Annotated in this window: 22 protein-coding genes and 1 tRNA gene; 11 read left to right on the top strand and 12 right to left on the bottom strand. The window is 43.8% G+C overall.

The genetic code is table 11. The annotated features are described in order from the left end of the window. The first annotated feature begins 4 nt into the window (after nucleotides 1–4). Nucleotides 5–361, top strand: a complete 357-nt coding sequence (locus VRU48_RS15975) for a VOC family protein (RefSeq protein ID WP_330108924.1) — start codon at nucleotides 5–7, stop codon at nucleotides 359–361. Here VRU48_RS15975 and VRU48_RS15970 read toward each other — a convergent pair. The 4 genes from VRU48_RS15970 to VRU48_RS15955 form a co-directional block, all read right to left on the bottom strand. Further along, nucleotides 351–1,670, bottom strand: coding sequence for a hypothetical protein (locus VRU48_RS15970; protein ID WP_330108923.1), 1,320 nt, complete (start codon nucleotides 1,668–1,670; stop codon nucleotides 351–353). The two genes, VRU48_RS15975 and VRU48_RS15970, sit on opposite strands and share 11 nt — an antisense overlap. Nucleotides 1,671–1,747: 77 nt before the next feature. Further along, a tRNA-Ser gene (locus VRU48_RS15965) sits at nucleotides 1,748–1,835 on the bottom strand. A gap of 236 nt (nucleotides 1,836–2,071) precedes the next feature. Further along, nucleotides 2,072–3,502 carry a pyruvate kinase gene (gene pyk, locus VRU48_RS15960; RefSeq protein ID WP_330108922.1) on the bottom strand — a complete coding sequence of 477 codons (1,431 nt, stop codon included), beginning with the start codon at nucleotides 3,500–3,502 and terminating at the stop codon, nucleotides 2,072–2,074. Between the two features lie 139 nt (nucleotides 3,503–3,641). Further along, complete coding sequence (locus VRU48_RS15955; protein WP_330108921.1) at nucleotides 3,642–4,061, bottom strand: IPExxxVDY family protein; 420 nt, start codon at nucleotides 4,059–4,061, stop codon at nucleotides 3,642–3,644. A gap of 155 nt (nucleotides 4,062–4,216) precedes the next feature. Between VRU48_RS15955 and VRU48_RS15950 the strand changes: the two genes are divergently transcribed. From VRU48_RS15950 to rnc, 3 genes are all read left to right on the top strand, one after another. Next, a complete protein-coding gene (locus tag VRU48_RS15950) occupies nucleotides 4,217–4,453 on the top strand; it encodes an acyl carrier protein (protein WP_008508386.1) in 237 nt (78 codons plus the stop codon). A 28-nt stretch (nucleotides 4,454–4,481) separates the two neighbouring features. Beyond that, nucleotides 4,482–5,735 (top strand): beta-ketoacyl-ACP synthase II, encoded by a 1,254-nt coding sequence (gene fabF / locus VRU48_RS15945; protein ID WP_330108920.1) that lies wholly within the window; start codon nucleotides 4,482–4,484, stop codon nucleotides 5,733–5,735. Nucleotides 5,736–5,819: 84 nt separating this feature from the next. Beyond that, on the top strand, nucleotides 5,820–6,548 hold the full coding sequence (rnc, locus tag VRU48_RS15940; RefSeq protein WP_330108919.1) for a ribonuclease III: 729 nt from the start codon (nucleotides 5,820–5,822) through the stop codon (nucleotides 6,546–6,548). A 114-nt stretch (nucleotides 6,549–6,662) separates the two neighbouring features. Here the strand turns inward: rnc and VRU48_RS15935 are convergent, their stop codons facing one another. Both VRU48_RS15935 and VRU48_RS15930 read right to left on the bottom strand, forming a co-directional pair. Further along, a complete protein-coding gene (locus VRU48_RS15935; protein ID WP_330108918.1) occupies nucleotides 6,663–7,379 on the bottom strand; it encodes a hypothetical protein in 717 nt (238 codons plus the stop codon). Between the two features lie 7 nt (nucleotides 7,380–7,386). Next, nucleotides 7,387–8,103 (bottom strand): hypothetical protein, encoded by a 717-nt coding sequence (locus VRU48_RS15930; RefSeq protein WP_330108917.1) that lies wholly within the window; start codon nucleotides 8,101–8,103, stop codon nucleotides 7,387–7,389. 72 nt (nucleotides 8,104–8,175) lie between these two features. On the opposite strand from VRU48_RS15930, the gene VRU48_RS15925 reads away from it, so the two are divergent. The 4 genes from VRU48_RS15925 (at nucleotide 8,176) to nadD (ending at nucleotide 11,242) form a co-directional block, all read left to right on the top strand. Beyond that, complete coding sequence (locus VRU48_RS15925; RefSeq protein ID WP_330108916.1) at nucleotides 8,176–8,913, top strand: lysophospholipid acyltransferase family protein; 738 nt, start codon at nucleotides 8,176–8,178, stop codon at nucleotides 8,911–8,913. A gap of 163 nt (nucleotides 8,914–9,076) precedes the next feature. Next, the gene (locus VRU48_RS15920; RefSeq protein ID WP_330109519.1) at nucleotides 9,077–9,940 is read left to right on the top strand and encodes a YicC/YloC family endoribonuclease; all 864 of its coding nucleotides are present in this window, start codon (nucleotides 9,077–9,079) and stop codon (nucleotides 9,938–9,940) included. A gap of 51 nt (nucleotides 9,941–9,991) precedes the next feature. After that, the gene (gmk, locus tag VRU48_RS15915; protein WP_330108915.1) at nucleotides 9,992–10,558 is read left to right on the top strand and encodes a guanylate kinase; all 567 of its coding nucleotides are present in this window, start codon (nucleotides 9,992–9,994) and stop codon (nucleotides 10,556–10,558) included. 93 nt (nucleotides 10,559–10,651) lie between these two features. After that, nucleotides 10,652–11,242 carry a nicotinate (nicotinamide) nucleotide adenylyltransferase gene (gene nadD, locus VRU48_RS15910; RefSeq protein WP_330108914.1) on the top strand — a complete coding sequence of 197 codons (591 nt, stop codon included), beginning with the start codon at nucleotides 10,652–10,654 and terminating at the stop codon, nucleotides 11,240–11,242. 161 nt (nucleotides 11,243–11,403) lie between these two features. Here the strand turns inward: nadD and VRU48_RS15905 are convergent, their stop codons facing one another. Next, nucleotides 11,404–12,117 (bottom strand): SAM-dependent methyltransferase, encoded by a 714-nt coding sequence (locus tag VRU48_RS15905; protein WP_330108913.1) that lies wholly within the window; start codon nucleotides 12,115–12,117, stop codon nucleotides 11,404–11,406. 262 nt (nucleotides 12,118–12,379) lie between these two features. On the opposite strand from VRU48_RS15905, the gene VRU48_RS15900 reads away from it, so the two are divergent. Next, nucleotides 12,380–13,762 carry a DUF6600 domain-containing protein gene (locus VRU48_RS15900; protein ID WP_330108912.1) on the top strand — a complete coding sequence of 461 codons (1,383 nt, stop codon included), beginning with the start codon at nucleotides 12,380–12,382 and terminating at the stop codon, nucleotides 13,760–13,762. A 16-nt stretch (nucleotides 13,763–13,778) separates the two neighbouring features. Here VRU48_RS15900 and VRU48_RS15895 read toward each other — a convergent pair whose 3' ends face one another. Further along, nucleotides 13,779–14,303, bottom strand: coding sequence for an RDD family protein (locus VRU48_RS15895; protein ID WP_330108911.1), 525 nt, complete (start codon nucleotides 14,301–14,303; stop codon nucleotides 13,779–13,781). Between the two features lie 256 nt (nucleotides 14,304–14,559). On the opposite strand from VRU48_RS15895, the gene VRU48_RS15890 reads away from it, so the two are divergent. Next, complete coding sequence (locus tag VRU48_RS15890) at nucleotides 14,560–16,140, top strand: peptide chain release factor 3 (protein WP_330108910.1); 1,581 nt, start codon at nucleotides 14,560–14,562, stop codon at nucleotides 16,138–16,140. A 3-nt stretch (nucleotides 16,141–16,143) separates the two neighbouring features. On the opposite strand, the gene VRU48_RS15885 is transcribed toward VRU48_RS15890, so the two are convergent. From VRU48_RS15885 to argH, 4 genes are all read right to left on the bottom strand, one after another. After that, nucleotides 16,144–17,346 (bottom strand): glycosyltransferase family 87 protein, encoded by a 1,203-nt coding sequence (locus VRU48_RS15885; protein WP_330108909.1) that lies wholly within the window; start codon nucleotides 17,344–17,346, stop codon nucleotides 16,144–16,146. A gap of 98 nt (nucleotides 17,347–17,444) precedes the next feature. Continuing rightward, nucleotides 17,445–18,698 carry a pyridoxal phosphate-dependent aminotransferase gene (locus VRU48_RS15880; protein WP_330108908.1) on the bottom strand — a complete coding sequence of 418 codons (1,254 nt, stop codon included), beginning with the start codon at nucleotides 18,696–18,698 and terminating at the stop codon, nucleotides 17,445–17,447. A gap of 80 nt (nucleotides 18,699–18,778) precedes the next feature. Beyond that, on the bottom strand, nucleotides 18,779–19,240 hold the full coding sequence (locus VRU48_RS15875) for a hypothetical protein (protein WP_330108907.1): 462 nt from the start codon (nucleotides 19,238–19,240) through the stop codon (nucleotides 18,779–18,781). A 12-nt stretch (nucleotides 19,241–19,252) separates the two neighbouring features. Next, nucleotides 19,253–20,587, bottom strand: coding sequence for an argininosuccinate lyase (argH, locus tag VRU48_RS15870; protein WP_330108906.1), 1,335 nt, complete (start codon nucleotides 20,585–20,587; stop codon nucleotides 19,253–19,255). A 197-nt stretch (nucleotides 20,588–20,784) separates the two neighbouring features. Here argH and VRU48_RS15865 point away from each other — a divergent pair, with 197 nt between their 5' ends. Beyond that, nucleotides 20,785–23,646, top strand: a complete 2,862-nt coding sequence (locus VRU48_RS15865) for a S9 family peptidase (RefSeq protein ID WP_330108905.1) — start codon at nucleotides 20,785–20,787, stop codon at nucleotides 23,644–23,646. Nucleotides 23,647–23,795 lie beyond the last annotated feature (149 nt).

The following is a 23,795-nucleotide window of genomic DNA, read 5'->3' as shown; positions in this document are numbered from 1 at the left end:
ACTGATGAAAGCATTAAGCTTAACGGCAATAATCCATGTAACTGACCTGAACAAGGCCCTCGATTATTATAAAGATGTACTGGGCTTTAAAGTTGATTTTGAATTTGGCGAGTATGTTGGCCTGAACTACGACGATGTTGCCCTGCATTTGAATGGCGTAACCAACCATGGCATCAAAAAGGCACCAGGCAGCGCACATTTCGCTATCGACTGTAGCGAGGTTGATGCTTATTACGACCTCATTAGCAAGCAAGGGGCTATTATTACGGTTCCCATTGCCGACCGTGCCTATGGCCTACGCGATTTTGCCGTTGAAGATCCCGATGGCAATACTTTGGTGTTTGGAAAAGCTATCGTTTAACCAGCTTATAGTTTCCAGTGGCTACATCTTGCTCTACAGTATAGCCATCGGCCAACTCAAGTATCCAGCCATCGCCAGTAATCTTTTTAGTGGCCGTATCGATGGGATTCGAGATGGAGATCTTGTCCCAATTCGGACTCATCAGCGCTCCGTTTTGAACCGTTAAAATGCCCCATAAATCTGTAATCCTGATGTTGGGGTAAACCGTGCCTTTGTCTTCAATGGGCACAATATTTCTGGGATCGAACGAAACGTTCATTTTCACGAATTTGAGTTCGAAATGGGGCTGTTCAATAAATTTAAGCTTGTATTCGGCAACAATCTTCTTGTTTTTTTCTTCCCTTTCGGTTTCCGCTTTAATGATGGCCTTTCCGTTGTAAATGTCAATGGCGTTTTCGGCTGCGGTTTTTATAGCAGTCGGCATACGGATACTAAATGCCTTGATAAAATAGTTGGTCAAATCGGTTTTTGCCGTAATTTTTTTGTTCCAGTTTTTGTCGCTTTTATAGAGTAACCAACCATATACAGGGGTACTATAATAAGCAAAAGAGCGCACAAAGGTGGGGTTTTTAAAGAAATCGTCTATCCCCTTTAAAAAGAATGCGGCCATTTCCGTTTGGTTTCTGCCACTAAGCATTGCGCCGGTAAATTCGGCGATGCCTTCATTGAGTTCCAATTCATTCTCCGTAGTGCGCGAATTGGCATAAAGCGACTGTCGGTATGCTCTAAAGGTAAGTGCATGGGTCAGGTGCTGTTTCTGTTCTTTTGCCGAGGCCGATTGGATGGCTTTCTTTAGTGCCTCGAGCTCCAAGCGCAGGTAAATCCGGCCGTCTTTTTGGTCGAGGTGATTATTTTCGGCATTGCCGAGGGCAAATCCCAATTCAGGCTGGATGCGATGAAATGATTCGTGGGCCAATAAATTGAGCCTATGCTGTTGGTCTGGAGGAAGTGGCAACATGATCATGGCCCATCTCTTGCCACCCCAGTTGATGGCGGTGTTGGCAATATTGATCTTGGCAGGCAAAACGCCAGAATAATTATGGCCATTGGGTTTTAACAGGCCAGCTGTATCGGCTTCGTTGGCAAAAAGCTTCCTGGTTTTCGGATCAACAAAAATCGTTGGCCCATATAAATCCTTATTCCAGAGGCCGACATGCAGTTTTGAAGCCGTTTTAAACTCATCGAAAAAAACGGAAATGCTATCGCTAAGCGTAGCTTGTTTTTGCGCCTTTACGCTGTGGACGAACAAGAAAAATACGGCGGTCAACAAGGAAAGCCTCCTTATGGCTGTTGGGATGTGGTGCTTCATGTGGTTGCCAAGATAAGGAATTATCCGCATCCGCTACAAAACAGCGTGTCAAAATGAAACCCTTCTAAAAGGTTTTGCGGAGAGAGAGGGATTCGAACCCTCGATACCCTTTTGGAGTATACACACTTTCCAGGCGTGCTCCTTCGACCACTCGGACACCTCTCCGTTAAATGATATTGTTTTCCTTTAAAAACAAATATCCTGTTATTGACTTATAAAATTGTTCTCTTCTAAAAGCTTAGCCATTACCAGGCGCGCTCCTTCGACCACTTCCAAAGGAATCCTTCGGATCGGACACCTCTCCGTTAAATTACGGGTGGCAAAAATATAACTTTTTGCCATAAAAAATGCCCAAACCTGAGTTCGGGCATAAATTATCTATAATTAGGGATGATAATTTTTTAGTCGATCACTGTAATTTTCAGCATGTTGGTCTTGCCTTTGATTTCCATCGGAATGGCCGCCGTATTGATAATAACATCGCCTTTCTTAATCAGTTTCTTCTTTTTCAGGAACTCGTTTACCTCGGTAATGGTATTATCGGTGCTTTCAAACTTATCGTAGTAAAAGCCCCTTACGCCCCAAACCAGGCTCAAAGTGTTCAACAGGCTTTCGTTGCTGGTGAAAATGAAAATAGGCGCCTGCGGACGGTGGCTCGAGATTTCGAAGGCTGTGTAGCCACTCAAAGTCATCGATACAATGCCTACCGCATTGGTTTGCTTGGCCAAGAAACAAGCCGAATCGCAAACGGCATCGCTCAAAAAGCTCTCCTTGCTTGGTTTTAAAAACTTCTCCGGGTGGAAAGGATAATTATTGTCTTCGATGTTCGAAATGATTTTTTGCATGGTTTCGATTACGATCAGCGGAAATTCACCAACCGAAGTTTCGCCGCTTAGCATCACCGCATCGGCACCATCTAATACCGAGTTGGCTACGTCGTTCACTTCGGCACGCGTAGGGCGAGGCGTGGTGATCATGCTCTCCAACATCTGCGTAGCAATGATAACCGGCTTAGAAGCGGCCTTACACTTGTTAACGATCATTTTTTGCAACAAAGGCACTTCTTCCATCGGCATTTCTACGCCAAGGTCGCCACGGGCTACCATAACGGCGTCAGAAACCGCAATAATTTCGTCGATATTGGCAATAGCCTCTGGTTTTTCTATTTTGGCAACCACCCTGGCTGCTTTGCCTTTGGCTTTGATAATGTCTTTCAGTTCGATAATATCCTCGGCGTTACGCACAAAAGACAAACCGATCCATTCTACATCGCTTTCGAGTACAAAATCGAGATTTTTACGGTCTTCGGTGGTTAAAGAAGGGATGGAAACCTTGGTATTTGGCAGGTTTACGCCTTTTCTCGAGGTCAATATGCCGCCGTGTACCACTTCGCAAACCACTTCGTCTTTGTAGTTCGTTTCGAGCACGCGCATCTGCAACTTGCCATCGTCGAGCAAAATAATCTCGCCAGCTTTTACATCTTTCGGAAAGCTCTCGTAGGTAATGTAGATCCTGTCTTCGTTGCCTACGCATTCTTGGGTGGTAATAATGGTTTTATTGCCGTTTACCAAGTGGATTCCGCCATCCTTAACGGTTCCGATCCTGATTTTCGGACCTTGCAAATCGGCCAAGATGCCAACGTTATACTTGTATTTTTTGTTGATGCTGCGGATGGTATCGATTACTTCCTGATGATCAGCCTGCGAACCGTGCGAAAAATTGAGTCGGCAAACATCTAATCCGGCGTTAAACATACTGTACAAAACATCTGGCTTAGCTGAGGCCGGGCCCAAGGTGGCCACGATTTTAGTTCTGGAATGAAAAGGTTTCATTTATTATTTTTTGATTATCGATCGTACAAAAACAGCAATTACGCAAAAAGATTAGCGATGCGCTGCCTATTGTTTATGTTGTTTTTCAATTTTATTAAGATTCAAATATAGTGTATTTAATACACGAACAATATAAAATTTACATTACTAAATTCTCCCGCGATTTTAATTTCAGCGGATCAATCTGCGCAGCCACCTGTATATCAGGCAGTTTGTTAAGGCGGGTCAGGATAAAATTAAGATCCTCCTTGTCAATGTACTGGTGGATGATCATGAAAAAATCGACCTTGTTCATTTCCGGAATCAAAAACCCTTCGCTGTTTCGATTGTTTACCACATAATATTCGCGCTCGCCCTGTTCTACATAAAAATAGTACCTCGAAAAGGCCACCGGCGCATCGTCTACCTGGTGAAAAATCTCGTGGTCTTCGATTTTTGCGAAGTCGAATTCCAAGGCATTATTGATTTTATGACAGAGGATATAGTCCTTTAAAGAGGCCGTAATTGCAATTAAAACGAAGTCGAGGTCGAGAGAGAGTTTTAAATAAGTTTTGTTCAAAACAGAATTTTTTTTAGAATTACAAAATTATAAAACTAATTTTACTCAAAGTTTGAAATAAAAACATTAAAATTGATTGAGAAATAAAAACATTTGAAAAGTGTTAGAATTTATTTTTCTTTGCACAGAATTTTTAACCATTAAATTATAAAATTATGTCTGATATTGCTTCAAGAGTTAAGGCTATTATCGTAGAAAAACTAGGTGTTGATGAAAGCGAAGTTACGCCAGAAGCTTCTTTTACAAACGACTTAGGTGCAGATTCTTTGGATACCGTAGAGTTGATTATGGAATTTGAAAAAGAATTCAATGTTGCTATCCCTGATGATCAGGCTGAAACAATCGGCACAGTTGGTCAAGCAATTGCTTATTTAGAAAAAAACGTTAAGTAATCATACGCTTTCCGTACAATACGTATAAATGGAATTAAAAAGAGTAGTAGTTACAGGTTTAGGTGCACTCACTCCAATTGGTAATAACGTTCAGGAATATTGGAACGGCTTGCTGAATGGTGTGAGTGGCGCTGGGCCAATTACAGGATTTGACACAGAAAAGTTCAAGACCAAATTCGCTTGCGAAGTTAAAAATTTCAATCCGGAAGACTTTTTGGACAAAAAAGAAGCCCGCAAGCTCGATCCATTTGTACAATATGCATTAGTAGCAACCGAAGAAGCGGTTAAAGACGGTAATTTTGATTTTTCAAAATTAGATACCAACCGAATTGGCGTAATTTGGGGTGCCGGCATAGGTGGTTTAAAAACTTTCCTAGACGAGGTAACCAATTACTCTAAGGGTGATGGAACGCCAAGATTTAACCCTTTCTTTATTCCTAAAATGATTATTGATATCGCTCCTGGGCATATCTCTATCAAGTATGGTCTCCGCGGACCAAACTTCGCCACCGTTTCGGCCTGCGCCTCTTCAACCAATGCCTTGATCGATGCTTTCAACTATATCCGTTTGGGTACAGCCGATGTCATCATCAGTGGTGGTTCAGAAGCCATCATCAACGAAGCTGGTATGGCAGGTTTTAACGCCATGCACGCGCTTTCTACCCGAAATGACGACCCTCAAACCGCTTCTCGCCCATTTGACAAAGACCGTGACGGTTTTGTGGCCGGCGAAGGTGCAGGAACGATTATTTTAGAAGAACTGGAGCATGCCAAGGCCCGTGGCGCCAAAATCTACGCAGAAATTGTGGGCGGTGGCATGAGTGCCGATGCCAACCACATTACGGCTCCGCATCCCGAAGGCTTGGGCGCCAGAATGGTAATGACCAATGCCTTAAAAGATGCCCATTTAACCGTTAATGACATTGACTATATCAATGTTCACGGTACTTCTACCCCACTGGGAGATATCAGCGAAAGCAGAGCAATTGTTGATTTGTTTGGCGAACAGGCCTACAAATTGAACATCAGTTCAACCAAATCGATGACAGGCCACCTTTTGGGTGCAGCCGGTGCCGTTGAATCGATTGCCGCTATCCTAGCCGTGAAAAACGATGTTGTTCCTCCAACCATCAACCACTTTACAGATGACCCGGAATTTGATCCGAAGTTAAACTTCACCTTTAACAAGGCTCAAAAAAGAACCGTACGCGCTGCATTGAGCAATACTTTTGGCTTTGGTGGCCACAACGCATCTGTTATTTTCAAAAAATACGAGGAGTAACCTAAAACACTATCTTTACAGATATTTGTATTGTATATTTATACATGATACTGGCTTGCCTGTAATTTTTTGTAACCATTTTTGATGCCGTTATTCGATTTATATAAGCTTTACTTCTCGTCTAACAAAGAGTTTGTAAAAAAACTGAAGAATATCCTGGGTTTTGTACCTGGCAATGTCACTTTGTATAAAATGGCATTCAGGCATCGCTCTGTGGCCAAAGTACTCAAAAATGGCAGCCGAAGCAGCAACGAGCGCCTCGAATTTTTAGGCGACGCCATTTTGGGCTCGGTAATTGCCGAACTGCTTTTCAAGGCTTACCCCTACAAAGAAGAAGGCTTTCTGACCGAAATGCGGTCTAAAATCGTGAACAGGGCCAACCTCAACCAACTGGCCAGGAAAATGGGCTTCGACCAATTGATCATTTACGACCAAAAAATGGTGAGCCTGCAGGCCAAGCACCATTCTATGCTCGGCGACGCCTTTGAGGCCCTGATTGGTGCCATTTACCTAGACAAAGGCTATAATTTTACCAAAAGCCTGCTGCTCAAACGGATTGTAAAGCCTTACATCGACATCCATACGCTCGAAATGACCGAAACCAATTTCAAGAGCAAACTGATCGAATGGTGCCAACGCCATGGCAAAGACATTGCTTTTGATATGGTAGAGAACGGCGAAGGCGAAAGTGCCAAGCTATTTACCATCCACGCCATCATCGACAACGAAATACAAGGTATAGGCAGAGATTACAACAAGAAAAACGCCGAAAAACTGGCTGCCGAGAAAGCCTGCGAAGCACTGATTGTTTAGGTTACCATCAAGATAGGAGATTTGAAACAAGAGATTTGAGATAGGCAACCCTCTTTCTTTGGTCTTTAGTCTTTAACCTCTTCTTCAAAGCCTTCCGCCTTTAAACCTGCGGCCTTACTTCTTCTTCCCTAAAGTATCGGTATATTTTTTATACGATTCGGTAATCCATTTAATCCCGTCGTATTGGTTCCATGTTTTGGCTTTTTCGTAATCGGGACGGTAATTGATCATAAAATCGTCGAGCTGCTGGCCTTCTAAGCCGGTGTATTTGGTAATCAGCGATTTATTAAAAAACTGGTCTACATGCGTTTGCTGGATTTCCGTATTGTAATAGTTGTTAAAACGGCGCGCATTTCGGGGTGTTCGACCAAAAAGTTCGTAAAAGGCGGTTATCGGGGTAAAAATGTAAGAAAGCAGGGGCGGTTTGCCACCATAGAAAGAACCTTTGTCCTTAAAGTCTTTCTTGATGGCATCTAATGTTTGTTTTTTGCCTTCGCCGGTAATTACCACCTCGTTAAGCATATTGCCTCGGTTAAGCGTTAAAACCATATCTTTTGTCGATTTAACAACAACCGTTAAGTCGTTAAAGCCCCTTTTGGTAATCACCAGGGTATCGCCTACCATGGCCCTGATCTGAAAAAGCCCAATATCGTTGCTGCCCACCGCATAGCCGTTGCGCGTATTGTTGATCTCGGCCAGGGCAATCCTGATTTTGCTGCCGTTCTCGAACAGCACGCCGTTCAGCATAAATTCTTGCTGGGCTTTTAGCGTGAAGCTCCAAAGGCACGAAACTAGAAAAAAGGCAAGGCCAAGTCTAATCTTATTGTTCATTATTGCATTAATTAAGGCTATCCTTATATTTTTTATAGGACTCTGCAATCCATTTTAAGCCATCATAAGTGTTCCAATTTTTGGCTTTCTCGTAATCCGGCCGATACGCGATCATAAAATCTTCTAATGCTTTGCCTTCCAGTCCCGTATTTTTGGCAATGATCGATTTGTTGAAAAACTGGTCTACGTGTGTCTGTTCGTTCTCGGTTTGATGGTACTTCCGAAACCTCCGGGCATCTCTTGGCGTTTTGCCAAACAGCTCGTACAAAAACGTCAACGGACTCCCGCCAAAAGGCGACAAGAGCCCAATGGGTGGCTTGCCTGCATAAAAAGAGCCTTTGTTTTTAAAATCCTGTTCAATATCGCGCAGGTCTTTTTCCTTGGCTTGCCCTTTAATCAGCACTTCGTTCAGCATGTTGCCACGGTTCAGCTTCAACACCAAATCTTTCGATGAACTGACCACAACCGTCAGGTCGTTAAAGCCCCGTTTGGTAATGAACAAGGTATCGCCAAGCTGTGCCCTGATTTCAAACAAGCCCAAATCGCTGCTGCCTACTGCATAATGGTTGCGGCTGTTGGATATTACGGCCAGGGCAATTCGTATTTTGGAGCCATTTTCGAACAGTACACCTTTCAGCTTGAACTCTTGTTGCGCAAAGCTTCGCGTAGCACTGGGCAAAATAAATGCTAGAATGCACAAGAAAATCCTGCAGAGCGACTTCATTATGGAGCAAATTATTTATTTTGTAAACTTAAGCATTGTTTGCGAGCTCTATAAGTTAAAAAACGTTAAGAAATGGCTAAAGTTTTATCAGCACTCTATTTAATCTACGCTTCCCTCATTTTTGTGGTGCTGATGTTTGTTACATTGCCATTTTTTCTGTTGGCAACGGCCCTGCTTCCACCTTTGCAGGGCAAGAAAACGGGCTTGTTCTTTTTGCGCTGCTGGGCCTGGGCATTCAGCCTTGCTTCATTCTTTTGGATCCAAACCCAAAACAAGCACCTCGTTAACCGCAGCGTACCGCATATTTATGTGGGCAACCATGGTTCTTACCTCGACGCCGTAGCTGTTTGCATCAGCATTCCGCAATATTTTAGTCCGTTGGGCAAGGTAGAAATGGCCAAAGTTCCCGTTTTTGGCTGGATGTACAGGCGTATTGTGGTGATGATAGACCGCAGCTCGAAAGAAAGTCGCGAACAGTCGGTAAACGCCTTAAAAGACGCCATCAACCAAGGGCAGTCTATCCTTATTTTTCCGGAAGGAACCATGAACAAAAGCGAGAAGCCCTTGGCCGACTTTTACGACGGCGCCTTTCGCATTGCGATAGAAACCCAAACCACGCTCATGCCGTTTGTTACCATCAACAACCGAAACCTGTTGCCAAGAACGGCTCCCTTAAAAGCACACCCGGGCTTGATAACCACCGTTTTTATTACTCCGGTTGATGTTAAGGGCCTGCAGCTCGAAGATTTGCCACAACTTAAAGAAAAAGTATTCCGCTTAATGGAAGAGGCTATTTTGAAGCATAGTTAATATCTAATTGCTCTATTGTTAAATTGTTGAGATCTACAAGCGCTCCCCTGGCTAAGCACAATGACCACCTGACCATGGACTATAGACCATCGTCTATGGACTATTGACTAAGGACTTATAGACTGTTTGCTTAAAAATCATATCTTTGCACATGATAAAATCGATGACAGGCTTTGGCCTGGCGGCTACCGACGAAGGAAACGTAAAGTTTTCTGTAGAGATCAAATCTTTGAACTCTAAATTTTTGGAGCTGAACCTGAAACTTCCAAGGGCTTATTCTGATAAGGAACTTCTGTTGCGCAACACCTGCAGCAAGGAAATTGAACGTGGCAAAGTAAGTGCCGTAGTCAATATCGAGCGTAGCGATGAAAACCAAAAAGGCGCTACCATTAACCAGGCACTGTTAACCAATTATTACAAACAATTGGAAGCTATTAACGTTGCTTTGGGCGCCAATGCCAACAACCTGTTGCAGGCCGCCCTTAATTTTCCAGAGGTAATTTCTTACCAGGAAGAAGAAGGCGATGAGAAAGAATGGGAAATCCTGCATCAGACTTTTTTGAAGGCTTTAGCCAATTTCAATCAGTTTAGAGTAGACGAAGGCAAGGTTTTAAAAGCCGATTTAGAACTACGCATTAAAAACATACTTACCTTTTTTGCCGAAGTTGACCAGTTGGCCCCGCTCAGGGTACCACAAATCAAGGCCAGACTAACCCAATTTTTGGAAGAAACCGTGGGCAAGGTAAACGTAGACCAAAACCGCTTTGAGCAGGAACTGATCTATTACATCGACAAATTAGACATCACCGAAGAGAAAACCCGTTTAAAAAGCCACTGCGACTATTTTATGGAAACCTTGAAAAGCAAGGATGCCAATGGCAAAAAACTGGGCTTTATCTCCCAAGAAATAGGCCGCGAAATCAATACTATGGGCGCCAAGGCCAACGATGCACAAATACAGCAACTGGTAGTGGGCATGAAAGAAGAACTAGAAAAAATTAAAGAACAACTGTTAAACGTGTTATAGCGTTGGGCGACGAGCGTTTAGCGCTTAACGCCACACGCAAAACTTTTAAAAATGCAAGGCAAACTCATCATATTTTCGGCACCCTCTGGAGCTGGCAAAACCACCATCGTTAGACACCTTTTAACTAAGTTTCCGCAGCTCAGCTTCTCCATTTCGGCCACCACGCGCGAATTGAGGGGAAACGAAAAGCACCAGAACGACTACTATTTTATCAGCAAGGAAGAATTTCTGCATAAGGTAGCCCATCAAGAGTTTGTAGAGTTTGAGGAGGTATACAACGGCACCTTTTACGGCACCCTACGTTCGGAAATAGAGCGGATCTGGAACGAAGGCAAACACGTTATTTTCGACATCGATGTGGAAGGTGGCTTGCGCCTGAAGCGAAAATACGAAGACGATGCCCTGGCTATTTTCGTACAGCCACCATCATTAGAGGTACTTAAAGAGCGCTTAACCGGTCGTGGCACCGACAGCGATGAAAAGCTACAGGAGCGTTTTGCCAAAGCCGAAAAAGAACTGCAATACGCCGATAAATTCGACGTGGTGCTCAAAAACTTCGACCTGCAAATCGCCTGTGCCGAAGCCGAGAAATTGGTGGGCGATTTCCTAGCGAAATAGTTCACGGTTTTCAGTTTTCAGTTTACAGTTGGCTAATAATGATGGTTGTTTCCTATTTTTACACTTTGTGGTTAAACCTTAATTTCAACCAGAATGTCTGAAAACCGCCAACTGAAAACCGGCCTCTTCTTCGGTTCTTTTAACCCGATCCATACTGGGCATTTGATCATTGCCAATTACATGGCTACTTTTAGTGGCTTGAAAGAGGTTTGGCTGGTGGTTTCTCCACACAATCCCTTAAAGTTAAAAAGTGGCCTAGCCAATATGTACGACCGCTTGGAAATGGCCAAGCTGGCTACCGAAAACGCCCCGCAAATTAAGGTGAGCGATATCGAATTTAAGCTGCCACAACCCTCTTACACCATTGATACCCTAACCCATTTGCACGAGCGCTATCCAGAAAGGGAGTTTGTGCTCATTATGGGCGCAGACAACCTCGTTTCGTTCAAAAAATGGAAGAACTACGAAGTATTGCTTAAAGATTACCACATTTTTGTTTACCCGCGCCCTGGCGCTGAGGTAAGCGAATGGAAAGACCATCCCTCCATTACCTTTACCGATACGCCAGAAATGGAAATCTCTTCAACATTTCTCCGCAAAGCGATCAAAGACAACAAAAATGTACAGTTTTTCGTACCCGACAATGTGCTGGAGTTTATCGAGAAGAAGAATATGTATCGCTAGTTCGCTTAGTCGAAAAGATTTTCTATGATGGATTAAAAATCCATAGTTCAAGAGATCCGGATTGCAAATCCGGACCAACGGCCATTAGAAACTCTGGCTAGCCGGGATTTGCAATCCCGACTTCTTATAACTGCAGATTTACAATCCGCTATCAACAAACTCTATCCAACCTTAAACAACAAAAAAATCGTTGGCTTTTTGTGCAAGTCTATTTTTTCTTGTCGCCATGCCCCTACGGCTTGGGTTTTGATCAATTCATCTTCGGCGTTAATATTGCAGGCAATGCACAACTGGGTACTGCCATGGCAGTTTTTTAATACATCGTCGAGCAAATGGTTGTTTCTGAAAGGCGTTTCCATAAACAATTGGGTCTGTCTGTTTTTTAGCGACAAACTTTCCAAATCCTTAATACGTTTTGCACGTTCAACCTTGTCAATGGGCAAATAACCATGAAAAGCAAAGCTCTGTCCGTTAAACCCCGAAGCCATTAAGGCTTGAATCATCGAATTGGGGCCTACCAACGGTACAACTTTGATTCCTCGCTTATGCGCTTCGGCTACAATATCGGCTCCCGGATCGGCCACCCCAGGACAGCCTGCTTCGCTCATCAAGCCAACGTCGCTTCCCGACATCAATTCCTTAAAAAACGGAACCAGGCTATTGCCACGTTTGTGTTTGCCATAATCGTGCACAACCAGTTCGCTTTGCGGGGTCTTTAATCCGGCCTCCTTTAAAAATCTGCGGGCTGTTTTCTCGTTCTCTACGATATAGGTTTTGATGGCATTGATGGTATCAACCAAAAAAGGCGTGAAAGATTTCTGGGCTGCGTTTTCGGCCAGGGGAACGGGAATAAGATAAAGTGTACCTTTTTGCATAAACTTGCTTTAAGCCTACAAAGCTACACTTTAAGGCAGGCATTTAGGCCAATGTAGCAAATTTAGTTCCGGCTGCCTTGTTTTTAACACATGTTTGGCACCAATTAATCTACTGTATTTAAACACTTAAGTGTCAATAAATACGTTAAAACTGTAGCATAGACAAAGATTATTAAGCACACGTTAATCCTTTGTTAAAAATGGTGCTCAAATTGATATACACACAGCGTTAGGTTAATTATAAATTTAAAACACACACAAAATGAAAATCATGATCAAATTGTCGGTAATGTTAGGACTAGTTTTCCTCCTTACCGGAACCACTCAAAAAGTCATGGCGCAAAACGAGGACGTGTCCTTGCAATCATTCTACGATGAATTGTCGCCTTATGGCACTTGGATCCAGGATCCGCAGTACGGCTACGTTTGGCGTCCTGATGTAGACCAAGACGAGTTTAGACCTTATTACAGCAATGGTCGCTGGGCCATGACCGAATATGGCAATACCTGGGTATCTAACTACGATTGGGGCTGGGCTCCTTTCCACTACGGCCGTTGGGTATATAACCGTTACAACCAATGGATTTGGATTCCTGATACCGTTTGGGGACCTGCATGGGTAACTTGGAGAAGTGGTGGCGGCTATTATGGCTGGGCTCCTCTGGGACCAAGCATCAGCATAGGCATTAACATTGGCCATGGCGGTTACCGCGTACCTGATTTTTGCTGGAACTTTATTCCATACAGCAATATCTATTACAACAGCTACCCACGTTATTATGCCAGCAGAAACCGTGTTTACATTCAAAACACCGTAATTATCAACAATACTTATGTACGTGGCAGCAGAACCTACTATACCGGTCCGAGAGCCGATGATATTAGACGTGCAACCAACCAAAACGTAACCGTTTACAATATCAACAGAAGCAGCAGGCCAGGTGCCAGCAGGGTAGAGAACAATACCGTAAACATCTATAACCCACGTTCGAGCAGAGGCGAGGTAAACAACAACAACGCTGCGCCTAGAAACGTGGTACAAGGCAACATTAACCGTGGCCCTATTGATAGAGATAACAACGGCATGGCCAATACCCGTCCAACCAGAGGTGAAAATGGAAATGTGTTTGGCGATAGAAATAACGGCAATGGCGTAGCCACCCGTCCAAACAGAGGCGAAAACGGCAACGCTAACGGATTTGACGGCCGAAACAACGGCAACATGTCTACCCGTCCGGGCAGGGGCAACAACAACGATGTCAATGCCCCACAAGGCCGAGATAACCGTGTAGGCGTGGCTCCAACTGGCGACAACAATGTGTTACAAAGACCAGGTGCTTTTGACAGAAGCCGCGAAAACGGTAACGACCAGCCACAACGTGTTGACCGAGGCCAAATGCCACAAATGCCACAAAGGATGGAGCGTGGCCGTGAGCAACAGGTACAACCTCAGCCACAACAACAACGTGTTGAGCGTCCGCAACCTGTGCAACAAGCGCCACAACCAAGAATGGAAAGACCGCAACCACAAATGCAACCTCAACGCAGCGAGCGTACCCAACAAGCACCTCCACAAAGAAGTTCAGGTTCTGAAGGTCGTGGTAACGGTGGCGGCGGAGGTGGTGGCCGACCAGGCAGAGGCTAAAACAACATAACGAATATCAATTTTTCAAGGGAAGCGAATCGAAAGGTTCGCTTTCTTTGGTATTTTGATTCCTCAAATCCGAATAAAACTCGTCCTGTTTCCTCACTAGCTCTAGCTTCTTTTCATCAACAACTATTGTATCAGACCAGTTGTCGTGCCAAGGCGAACATGGCGTACCTAATGCACTCAAGGCATTAAAAGGAACAGCTCTTACAAAATTCCTAATCAAGGCCTTTTCAAAGCTCAAGGTTTCACCACTGAGTGTCATTGCCCTGGTTCCGGTAATCAATTTTCCTAATGATTTGCCTTGGAAACACATCTCAATCAGAAACATCACCAATCCATAGAAAAACAAGGTAATCAATCGGTCTACAATCGGATTGGTTTCCAATCCGCTCACACTGTTCGGAAACAAAAGTTCGAGCACTATGGCCACAAAAATCAAAATGATGTAGAATGCCACCACGTCGATCAAATAATTAGCCAGCCTTTTTCCAGAGCTCGCCCTGGAGTATTCCAGATTCATATCTTTCGTTTTCATAGAGTACGTTTTTAGATTTAAAAATATGGCTATTAAAATACAACTATTTCAATAAAACGCCTAATGAGTTGGTTAGCTTAACAACCTGTAATAGCATTCAAGCACCAAATTATGCCCAATATTCAGGTATTCTCTAAAAATCCGTACCTTTGCCCTGCATGAAACAAACTACAGCCCTATTGTTCCCTCTTCGCTTTTTATAAAGCCTGCTGTTTTGCGTTAAATTGGTTTCTGCCCATCACCTCAATACAAATCCATGGTTAATCCTGAAATAGAAAAAAGAAAGACATTTGCTATTATTAGTCACCCCGATGCGGGAAAAACAACGCTAACCGAAAAGTTTCTGCTTTTTGGCGGCGCCATCAATACCGCCGGAGCCGTGAAGCGCAACAAGGCCAACCAGAGCAGCACTTCCGATTTTATGGAAATCGAGAAGCAACGTGGCATCTCGGTAGCCACCTCGGTTATGGGTTTTGAATACAAGGACAAAAGGATCAACATTTTGGACACCCCAGGCCACAAGGACTTTGCCGAAGATACCTACCGTACCCTTTCGGCAGTAGACAGCGTGATTTTGGTGGTCGACTGCGTAAAAGGTGTTGAGGAGCAGACCGAAAAACTGATGGGCGTTTGCCGCATGCGTAACACGCCAGTAATTATTTTCATCAACAAAATGGACCGCGAGGGTAAAGAGCCTTTCGATTTATTGGACGAGATTGAAAACAAACTGAACATCAGCCTTTGCCCTTTGAGCTGGCCAATTGGCCAGGGCCATACTTTTAAAGGCGTATACAGCATCTACAACAATCACCTTAACCTTTTCAATTCTGAAAAAACCAAAGTAACCGATTCGGTAGTAGCCGTAAACGACCTGAAAGACGAGGCTTTGCTAGATTATTTGAAAGAAAGCGAAGTAAAAGGCCTGCAGGATGATGTGGAGCTGGTAGATGGCATTTATGGACAAGTGGATAAATCACTTTATACGGAAGGTTTGCTGGCGCCGGTATTCTTCGGCAGTGCCATCAACAACTTTGGCATCAAGGAGCTGTTGGATACTTTTATCGACATTGCGCCTAGCCCAAGACACCGCGAAGCCGAAGAACGCGACGTAAAGGTGGAAGAAAAGAATTTTAGTGGTTTTGTATTTAAAATCCATGCCAACTTAGACCCTAAACACCGCGACAGGATTGCCTTTTTGCGCATTTGCTCGGGCAAGTTTGAACGCAACAAATTTTATTACCATACCCGTCAGGATAAGAAACTGAAATTTGCCAACCCGATGGATTTTATGGCCAACGAAAAGAGCATCGTTGACGAAGCTTGGCCAGGCGATGTAGTGGGCCTGTACGACAGCGGGAACTTTAAAATCGGCGATACCTTGACAGAAGGCGAAAAGCTCCATTTTAAAGGCATCCCAAGTTTTTCGCCGTCCATCTTCAAGGAAGTAGAAAACATGGATCCTATGCGCACCAAACAGCTCGAAAAAGGCATAGAACAGTTAACCGACGAAGGTGTTGCGCAGCTTTTTGTGATGCAGCCCGGCAACCGCAAAGTAATTGGCGCCGTGGGCGAACTGCAGTTCGAGGTAATCAATTTCAGGCTAGAGCATGAATATGGCGCCAAATGTAGGTTCCGCACCTTGAGCTACAGCCGTTCGAGCTGGGTGAATTCTACCGACAAAAAGAAACTGGAAGAATTCCTGAAAAGAAAGCAGCAGCACATCGGTACCGACAAAGAGGGCAATCCGGTTTACCTGGCCGATAACGAATTCATGATCAACATGACCAAAAACGATTATCCGGATATCGATTTCTACAGAACCAGCGAATTTAAATAAGCGCTATAATGGTGCGCTCATCTGTAAGCCACTCAACTGATCATCATAGTTGGGCTCCTCTTTTTTAAGCGTTGCGGCTTCGTAAATAATCAGGAGCCAGACCATGAAAAAAGGAACGCTCATCATACTGAGCAATATGGGGTATGTCGACGCCAACTTAGGGAACAGCAACAAGGGAAAATCGCAGGAGAAGATATAGATGACAATAAAAACAACTCGTTTGAGCTTGTCAGACTGCGCATAAATATGCCATAGGCCTATGCCCGTTGCCGCAATGATGTAGGTACAATCTTCTGAACCGGTACTAAACAACACCGGAAACAGCAACACACTGGCCAATACATACAACTGAAACCTTTGCTTTTGATAGGCCTTGAAGTTGAGGTAAGGCAGGCCAAACAAACCAATGCCAATAAGCAGAAAAACCGAATTTGGGATAGCATGTGTGGTAAAAACGGTTCTGATAAAACCCATAATCGAAATATCTGTTGAGGCTTCGGCTATGTTGTTGGCGTTTTTATGCACCAGCGAAATTGCCCAATCCCGATAGGAGTTGACAACAAATGCCGGTGATGAGAACAGCATGGGCAAGACGAAGAAAAATATGCCCCACAGCAACAGGTAAAGCACAAACCTTTTCTTGTCTTTTACAAAAAAGAAAAAAGCCAGGCCAACAATGCCGTACAGCTTAATAAAGGCGCCCAGCATAATCAACATGGCCGACCAAAAGCCCTTGTTCTTGTTAAGCAAAGTATAGCTTAAAATGATAAACGCGCCTGCTGCCGGGTTAAACTGCTGACTTAGCGAAGCTGATACAAAGCAAGGGATAACGATAAAATACAACAGGTTATGCTTTTTTACCGGGATAGTAGATAAAGCCCAGAAAAGCACCAAACAATTAAAAACATTCCACAGCAAGAAACCAACAGCAGTAGGAAAAGCCGCAAAAGGCATAAAAAACACGCTAAATACTGGCCCGTAATGATTGCTATCGAAATGATATTGGGGATAGTCGGCGTAAAACGACTGTTGCGCAAAAAGATTGCGGACAGTATTCTCGAAAATAAGATAGTTATTGTACCGATGGGTAATAAGCGATTGTACTACGCAAAAAACAGTAGCCAGCAGCCAGATAGCCAAGGCCAGGTTTTTCTTTTGCTTTTCCGTTTTGAAGGAAAAACCCGTTAACAAGAAATTGGTGTTCATTTGGTTTGTGTTTGTATCAAAAATAATACAAAAACACAATTATGCAAAAAATGATTAAAAAGTCGCTGTCCATACCTTGTTAGACAGCGCCTTTTTTACTATTTCAATTTGCTCAACGCCTCGGCAATGCGAGGGATCATATTTTTGATATCGGCTAGAGAGCAGCCGCCAATCGAAGCCCTGAACCAAGGCATATTGTCTTCGTTTCCAAAAGCCGAGAACGGCACCAAAGCAGCCTGTGCTTCTCTAATCAAGTAGAAATTAACATCGGCACTGTCTTTTAACAAATCACCAGCTGGAGTGGTTTTGCCAATATAATCGATTTTTAAAGTCAGGTAGATAGCGCCCATCGGCACAATCGCATCCACGTTAAAACCATCGGCTTTCAGTTTTTGGAAGCCGTTATAAAGCTCGTCTAAACTGGCTTGGATCTGGGTTTTAAAATCGCCCAAGAAATTATCAACTTGCGTTTTATCTTTAAAATAGCTAGCTACAGCAACCTGTTCTGCCTTAGGTGCCCAGGCACCGATATGGCCCAAAAGCGATTTCATTTTGCCGATGATGACTTCTGGTCCGAATGCCCAACCCACACGTACGCCGGTAGAAGCCAAGCATTTAGAAATGCCATCGATATAAATGGTATAATCTTTCAATTCTGGGCGTAAGCTTACCGGATTAACATGTTCCTTGCCAAAAGTAAGCAACGAGTAAATCTGGTCGTACATGATGTACAAAGGCTTTTCGTCGGCACCACGCGATTTGTTTTCTTCGATAACGATATCACAAATCTCCTCCAGCTGCTCGCGGGTAAACATGGTACCGGTTGGGTTCAACGGCGAACACAAAGCTAACAAGGTAGCGCCTTTTAAATGCGGTTTCAGCTGCGCAGCCGTAGGCATGAAATTGTTTTCTACGGTAGTTTCAACAGCCACGCCATTAGCCGAAGAAAGGTGGCAATAATGGTTGTTGTTCCATGATGGAGCCGGGTAAATCACTTTATCGCCCGGATCGATCAAAGCCAGGTAGGTAGCATAAATCAGCGGACGAGAACCGCCGGCTACCAAAATATCTTTTACGGTATAGTCTAATTGATAACGATCGGCCAAAACACCGGTTATGGTTTCACGCAAAGCCAAAATACCGTCTGCCGGCGGATAATTGGTATGTCCCTGATGATACGCATCTACAATAGCGGTTTCTAATGCTTCCGGGATCGGGAAAATCGACGAATCAAAATCTCCGATAGTCAGATTGGCAATTTGGGCACCCTTTCGCTTCAGCTCGTTTACTTCGTTTCCGATTTTGATAATCTCCGAGCCGATAAGCGTGTTCGCTAATACTGATACATTCATATTATTAGTATTTATACACTTCATGTTAAGGAGAAAGTAAGGCTACCCTCCTTTTGCAGGAAGCAAAATTTAAAAATTGGTTACTTTTTTATGGTTTTATTATTGGTTGTGGTGATGTTGGTAAAGGGCTTACCCGCTGCGTCTTTTCCAAAATCTACCTTGCCAATCATTGTTTTACTGGCCAGGAAGTTTTCTCTTATTTTTAAGGCAACGCCATTCACTTTGATGACTTCCTGATTGGCTGCCGGAACTTTATAAGAATCAAAAAACTCGGCCATATTCATCACCTTAGCATCTTTCTTCAAGTTAACATTCATCCCTGTCGGCTTTTTGCCTTTTGCTTTTAACATATCACCCGCACCAATCCCTGCCAGCTCAACACCTTGATAATCATTTGGATCAACAAGCTTAGCGATTAATGCATCGCAGGTTTTACCGTTAAACGAAACCTTGGGCGACGGGCTATTCGTTTGAGGCTTATTTTGAGCCAAAGTCACAGAGGTTACCCAAAGAGCCACGAGTACTAAAATGTATTTTTTCATAGGGGTTTTATATTATTCACTCAACAGTTTCTCAATCGCCGTTCTTACCTTGCCAAAATTAAACTGGCTCAACACCTCATTCATCATTTCCTCTATCTGGTCGTTGCACAAATTGCCGATGCTGCCTTCATGGGTATGGTTAACTTGTTTTTTAGGCTCAAAAGTGCCGTTTTCTATCGATTCGCCTACAATTTTGTAAGCCTCCCTAAATGGTATACCTTGAAGCGCCAAATCGTTCACCACATCGACGCTAAACAGGTAATCGTATTTTTTATCGTTTAGGATGTCGTCTTTTATCGTGATGTTTTGCAACATGAAAGTGGTCATTTCTAGACACTCATTCAGCGAAACGATGGCTGGAAAAAGGTTCTCTTTAAGCAACTGCAAATCGCGATGGTAGCCCGATGGCAAATTGGTAATCATCATGGCAATTTCGTTGGGCAAAGCCTGGATTTTGTTGCAGCGCGAACGGATCAGTTCAAAAACATCAGGGTTTTTCTTGTGTGGCATAATGCTCGAGCCCGTGGTCAATTCGGCTGGAAAACTGATGAAGTTAAAATTTTGGTTGATGAACAAACACACGTCCATCGCCATTTTAGCTAAAGTTGCCGCTACTGCCGACATGGCCTGCGCCAAAATGCGCTCGGTTTTGCCCCTGCCCATCTGCGCATAAACCACGTTGTAGTTCAGCTTATCGAAGCCTAGTAACTCAGTGGTTAGGGTTCTGTTTAAAGGAAACGACGAGCCATAACCCGCAGCCGAGCCCAATGGATTTTTGTTGCAAATTTTATAGGCCGCCAGCATCAGCTCCATATCGTCGGCCAAGCTTTCGGCATAAGCGCCAAACCACAATCCAAAAGACGAAGGCATGGCAATTTGCAAATGGGTATAACCTGGCAACAGCTTATCTTGATGGGTATTGCTCAACTCGATCAATTGCGAAAACAAGGCTTCGGTATTGCCTACCATTTCTTGGATGCACGACCTGAAATACAGCTTCAAATCGACCAAAACCTGGTCGTTACGCGAGCGGCCGCTGTGTATTTTCTTGCCGGCCTCGCCAATGCGCTGCGTTAACAGCCACTCTACCTGCGAATGCACGTCTTCAACACTGTCTTCGATGGTAAACTCGCCTGCCTCGATTTCAGCATAAATGGCTTTTAACCCGGCTTTTACGGCCGTCAATTCTTCCGCACTCAGCAAATTGATACTGGCCAGCATTTCTACGTGGGCCAAGGAGCCCAACACGTCGAATGCCGCCATTTGTAAATCAAGTTCTCGGTCTTTACCAACTGTAAAAGCTTCAATTCCTTTATTTACTTCAATATTCTTTTGCCAGATCTTCATTTCGGATATACGTTATTGTATTTTACAATAAATATTGTAAAATACAATATTTATTTGCTGCAAAAATACAATAAATACGGCAGAATAAGGAATGAAGCTGACCATCAGCGCAAACGCAACACAATTGCAAATAAATCTGCTTATAGCGATACTTATTCATCCGAAAATATTATTTTAGCAAAATCAAAACCTTAATTATGAAGAAATTAAACTTTGTTCTATTGATGCTGGTTGCCGCTTTTGCCCAAAATGCATTGGCGCAGCAGAAGCCGGCACTAGCTTGGAAAGATGTATCCAAGTGGTCGTACAACCGTGGCAGTGCCCTATCGGCCGACGGCCAATGGTTTGCCTGGTCTAGCGGACCAACCGAAGGCGACTTGAAAATGACCATCCGCAAAACGATGGATACGCTCCATTACACTTATCCCATTGGCGCTACTCCAAACAGCCTTACCTTTTCTAAGGATTCAAAATATGCCGCTTTCAAAATTTCGGCCAAAGATGCCGAAGTAAAGGCGGCCCGTAAAACGAACAAGCCCCTGTATGATAAACTAACCTTGGTTTCGCTGGCCGACAAGAAGGAAACTTCTTTTGACAGGGTAAGGACTTTCAGTTTTTCTGGCGACTCGCCATCGTGGATTGCCATCCAGTTTGCTGCACTCGAAACGGCACCTAAAGGCAAGGATGATGCCAAAGGAACCGATGTATTGTTGTATAACCTGGCCACCAAAAAAAGCTTCAATCTAGGCAATGTAGGCGAATATGCCTTTAACAAAGTCGGCGATAAACTAGCTTATACCGTTGATGCCAACGGCCAAAACGGCAATGGTGTTTTTATCAGGGATATGAAAACCGGTTTAACCACCGCTTTAGATAACGATAAGGCCAGCTACAAAAGCATCAACTGGAACGAAGACGGCACCGCCTTTGCGCTTTTAAAAGCCAACAAAAACGAGAAATACAAAGACGATGTGTACAGCATCATCGGTATCAATAAAATTAACGGCGATTTAACCGCCAAGGTCATCTACAATGGTATCGACGATAGTACTTTTCCAAAAGGTATGGGCATCAATACCAATGCCGGCCCTTATTGGTCTGACGATCAAAGCACCTTGTTTTTTGGCATCAATACCTTAGATAAAAAGGACGAGAAAAAAGAGGAAAAGAAAGACGAGAAAAAACCTGAGGGCAAAGCCGACAGCACCGCTAAAGCCAAACCCGAAGTAAAACCAGAGCCTAAAAAAGAGGATATCGAAAAACCGGATATGATTATCTGGAACTGGCAAGACAAGCGCCTGCAATCGGCACAGCAAACGCAGGAAATGCGCGACAAAAACTTCAGCTATACCAGCGCTTACCGCGTAGCCGATAAAAAATTTACCCAACTGGCCGATAGCAACATGCGTACAGTGATGGTGGCACCTCAACAATTGTACGCCGTTGGCTACGACAACAGCAAATATGAGCTGATGGGCAATTTAGATGGCCAAAGCTACACCGATATCTACCTGATCGACCTTAAAACAGGAGCCAAAAAGCGCTTGTTCGAGAAATTGTATAACGGTGGCCGTTTATCGGTAGCGCCAAACGGTAAGCTAGCCAGCTATTACAACGATGGCGTGTTTTACAGCATCGATTTCGAAACCGGCAAAACAGCTAACCTAACCGGCAACATCAAGGCTTCGTTCATCGACGAGCTAGACGACCATAACGTAAGCAAACCGGCTACCCAAAGTTTGGGCTGGTCGAGCGATTCGAAATATGCGTTGATTAAAGACAATTACGATTTATGGAAAATCAGTGCCGACGGCAAAAACGTTGTGGCATTATCAGACAATTGGAAGGCGAAAAAATCGGAAGTAATGGGCCGTATGCGCATTTACACCGACGAAAAAGGAACCGACCTGAGCAAGGACCAATATTTCAGCGTATTTAATGCCAAAGACAAAAAAGCAGGTTATGGCTATTTACCGGCAGGAAAAAACAAAATAGAAATCCTGTTTATGGACGATAATTCGTACGGTGCATTGGCTAAGGCAGAAAACGGCAAAACCTTTGTGTATACCAAAAGTAATTTCGAACAATCGCCTATTGCCTTTGCCAGCAATGCCAACAATTTGAGTGGCGCCAAACAGGTAAACACCAATACCCCAGACCAAGCCAAATATGCGTGGACATCGGGCGTAAAATTGATTGATTATGTAAGTTCCAATGGCGATTCGTTACAAGCTGCTTTATACTTACCAGTCAATTATGTTGCCGGAAAATCATATCCAACCATTACCTACATTTACGAACGCCTAACCGACGGCCTTAATAATTATGCCATGCCTAGTTTTCCAGGTGGTGGCTTTAACAAGGCTGTATACCTGAGCAACGGTTATGCGGTACTGGAACCAGACATCAAATACAAATTGAACGATCCGGGCATGTCGGCAGTGGCTTGTGTAGTACCAGCCGTTAAGGCCGCGATTGCTACAGGTATTGTTGATGCGAAAAACGTAGCCATCCATGGTCACTCGTGGGGTGGTTACCAAACTTCTTTCCTGATTACGCAAACCAACATTTTTAAAGCGGCGGCGGCCGGTGCGCCATTAACCAACATGATCAGCATGTACAGTTTGATCTACTGGAACAGTGGTGGTACCAACCAAGCTATTTTCGAGGCTAGCCAAGGCAGGTTAACGCCAGGCTACTGGGATAACTGGGATGCCTTTACCCGCAACTCGCCTATTTACCACATTAAAAAGGTACAAACGCCTCTGTTATTGTTGCACAACGACAAAGATGGGGCAGTTGATTTTACCCAAGGTATCGAGTACTACAATGGCTTGAGAAGATTGAACAAACCTGTAGTTATGATTACTTATCGTGGCGAAAACCATGGTATTGCCAAGTTGCCTAATCGTAAGGATTATGCAGTTCGCATGTTGGAATATTTCGATTACATGCTAAAAGGCAAGCCTGCGCCAGAATGGTGGAGCAAGGGTGTAAGCCGATTGGATATGGAGAAACATTTGGAAGCCCGCGCTTTTGAGGAAGCTCCACAAAATTAATAGCAAACAACAAAGCCCCGAGAAATTCTCGGGGCTTTGTGCTTTATTGTTGGTTCCTTCATCAACGAACTTACAATTATATTTAAATCGTTGGTGAAGAACACCAACGATAGCATTATTTATAGCATTATTGTTATTGCTGGTCGGGA

The sequence above is a fragment of the Pedobacter albus genome (assembly GCF_036324255.1).
Classification (GTDB): Bacteria; Bacteroidota; Bacteroidia; order Sphingobacteriales; family Sphingobacteriaceae; genus Pedobacter; species Pedobacter albus.
This window is presented reverse-complemented; position numbering and strand designations above follow the sequence as displayed.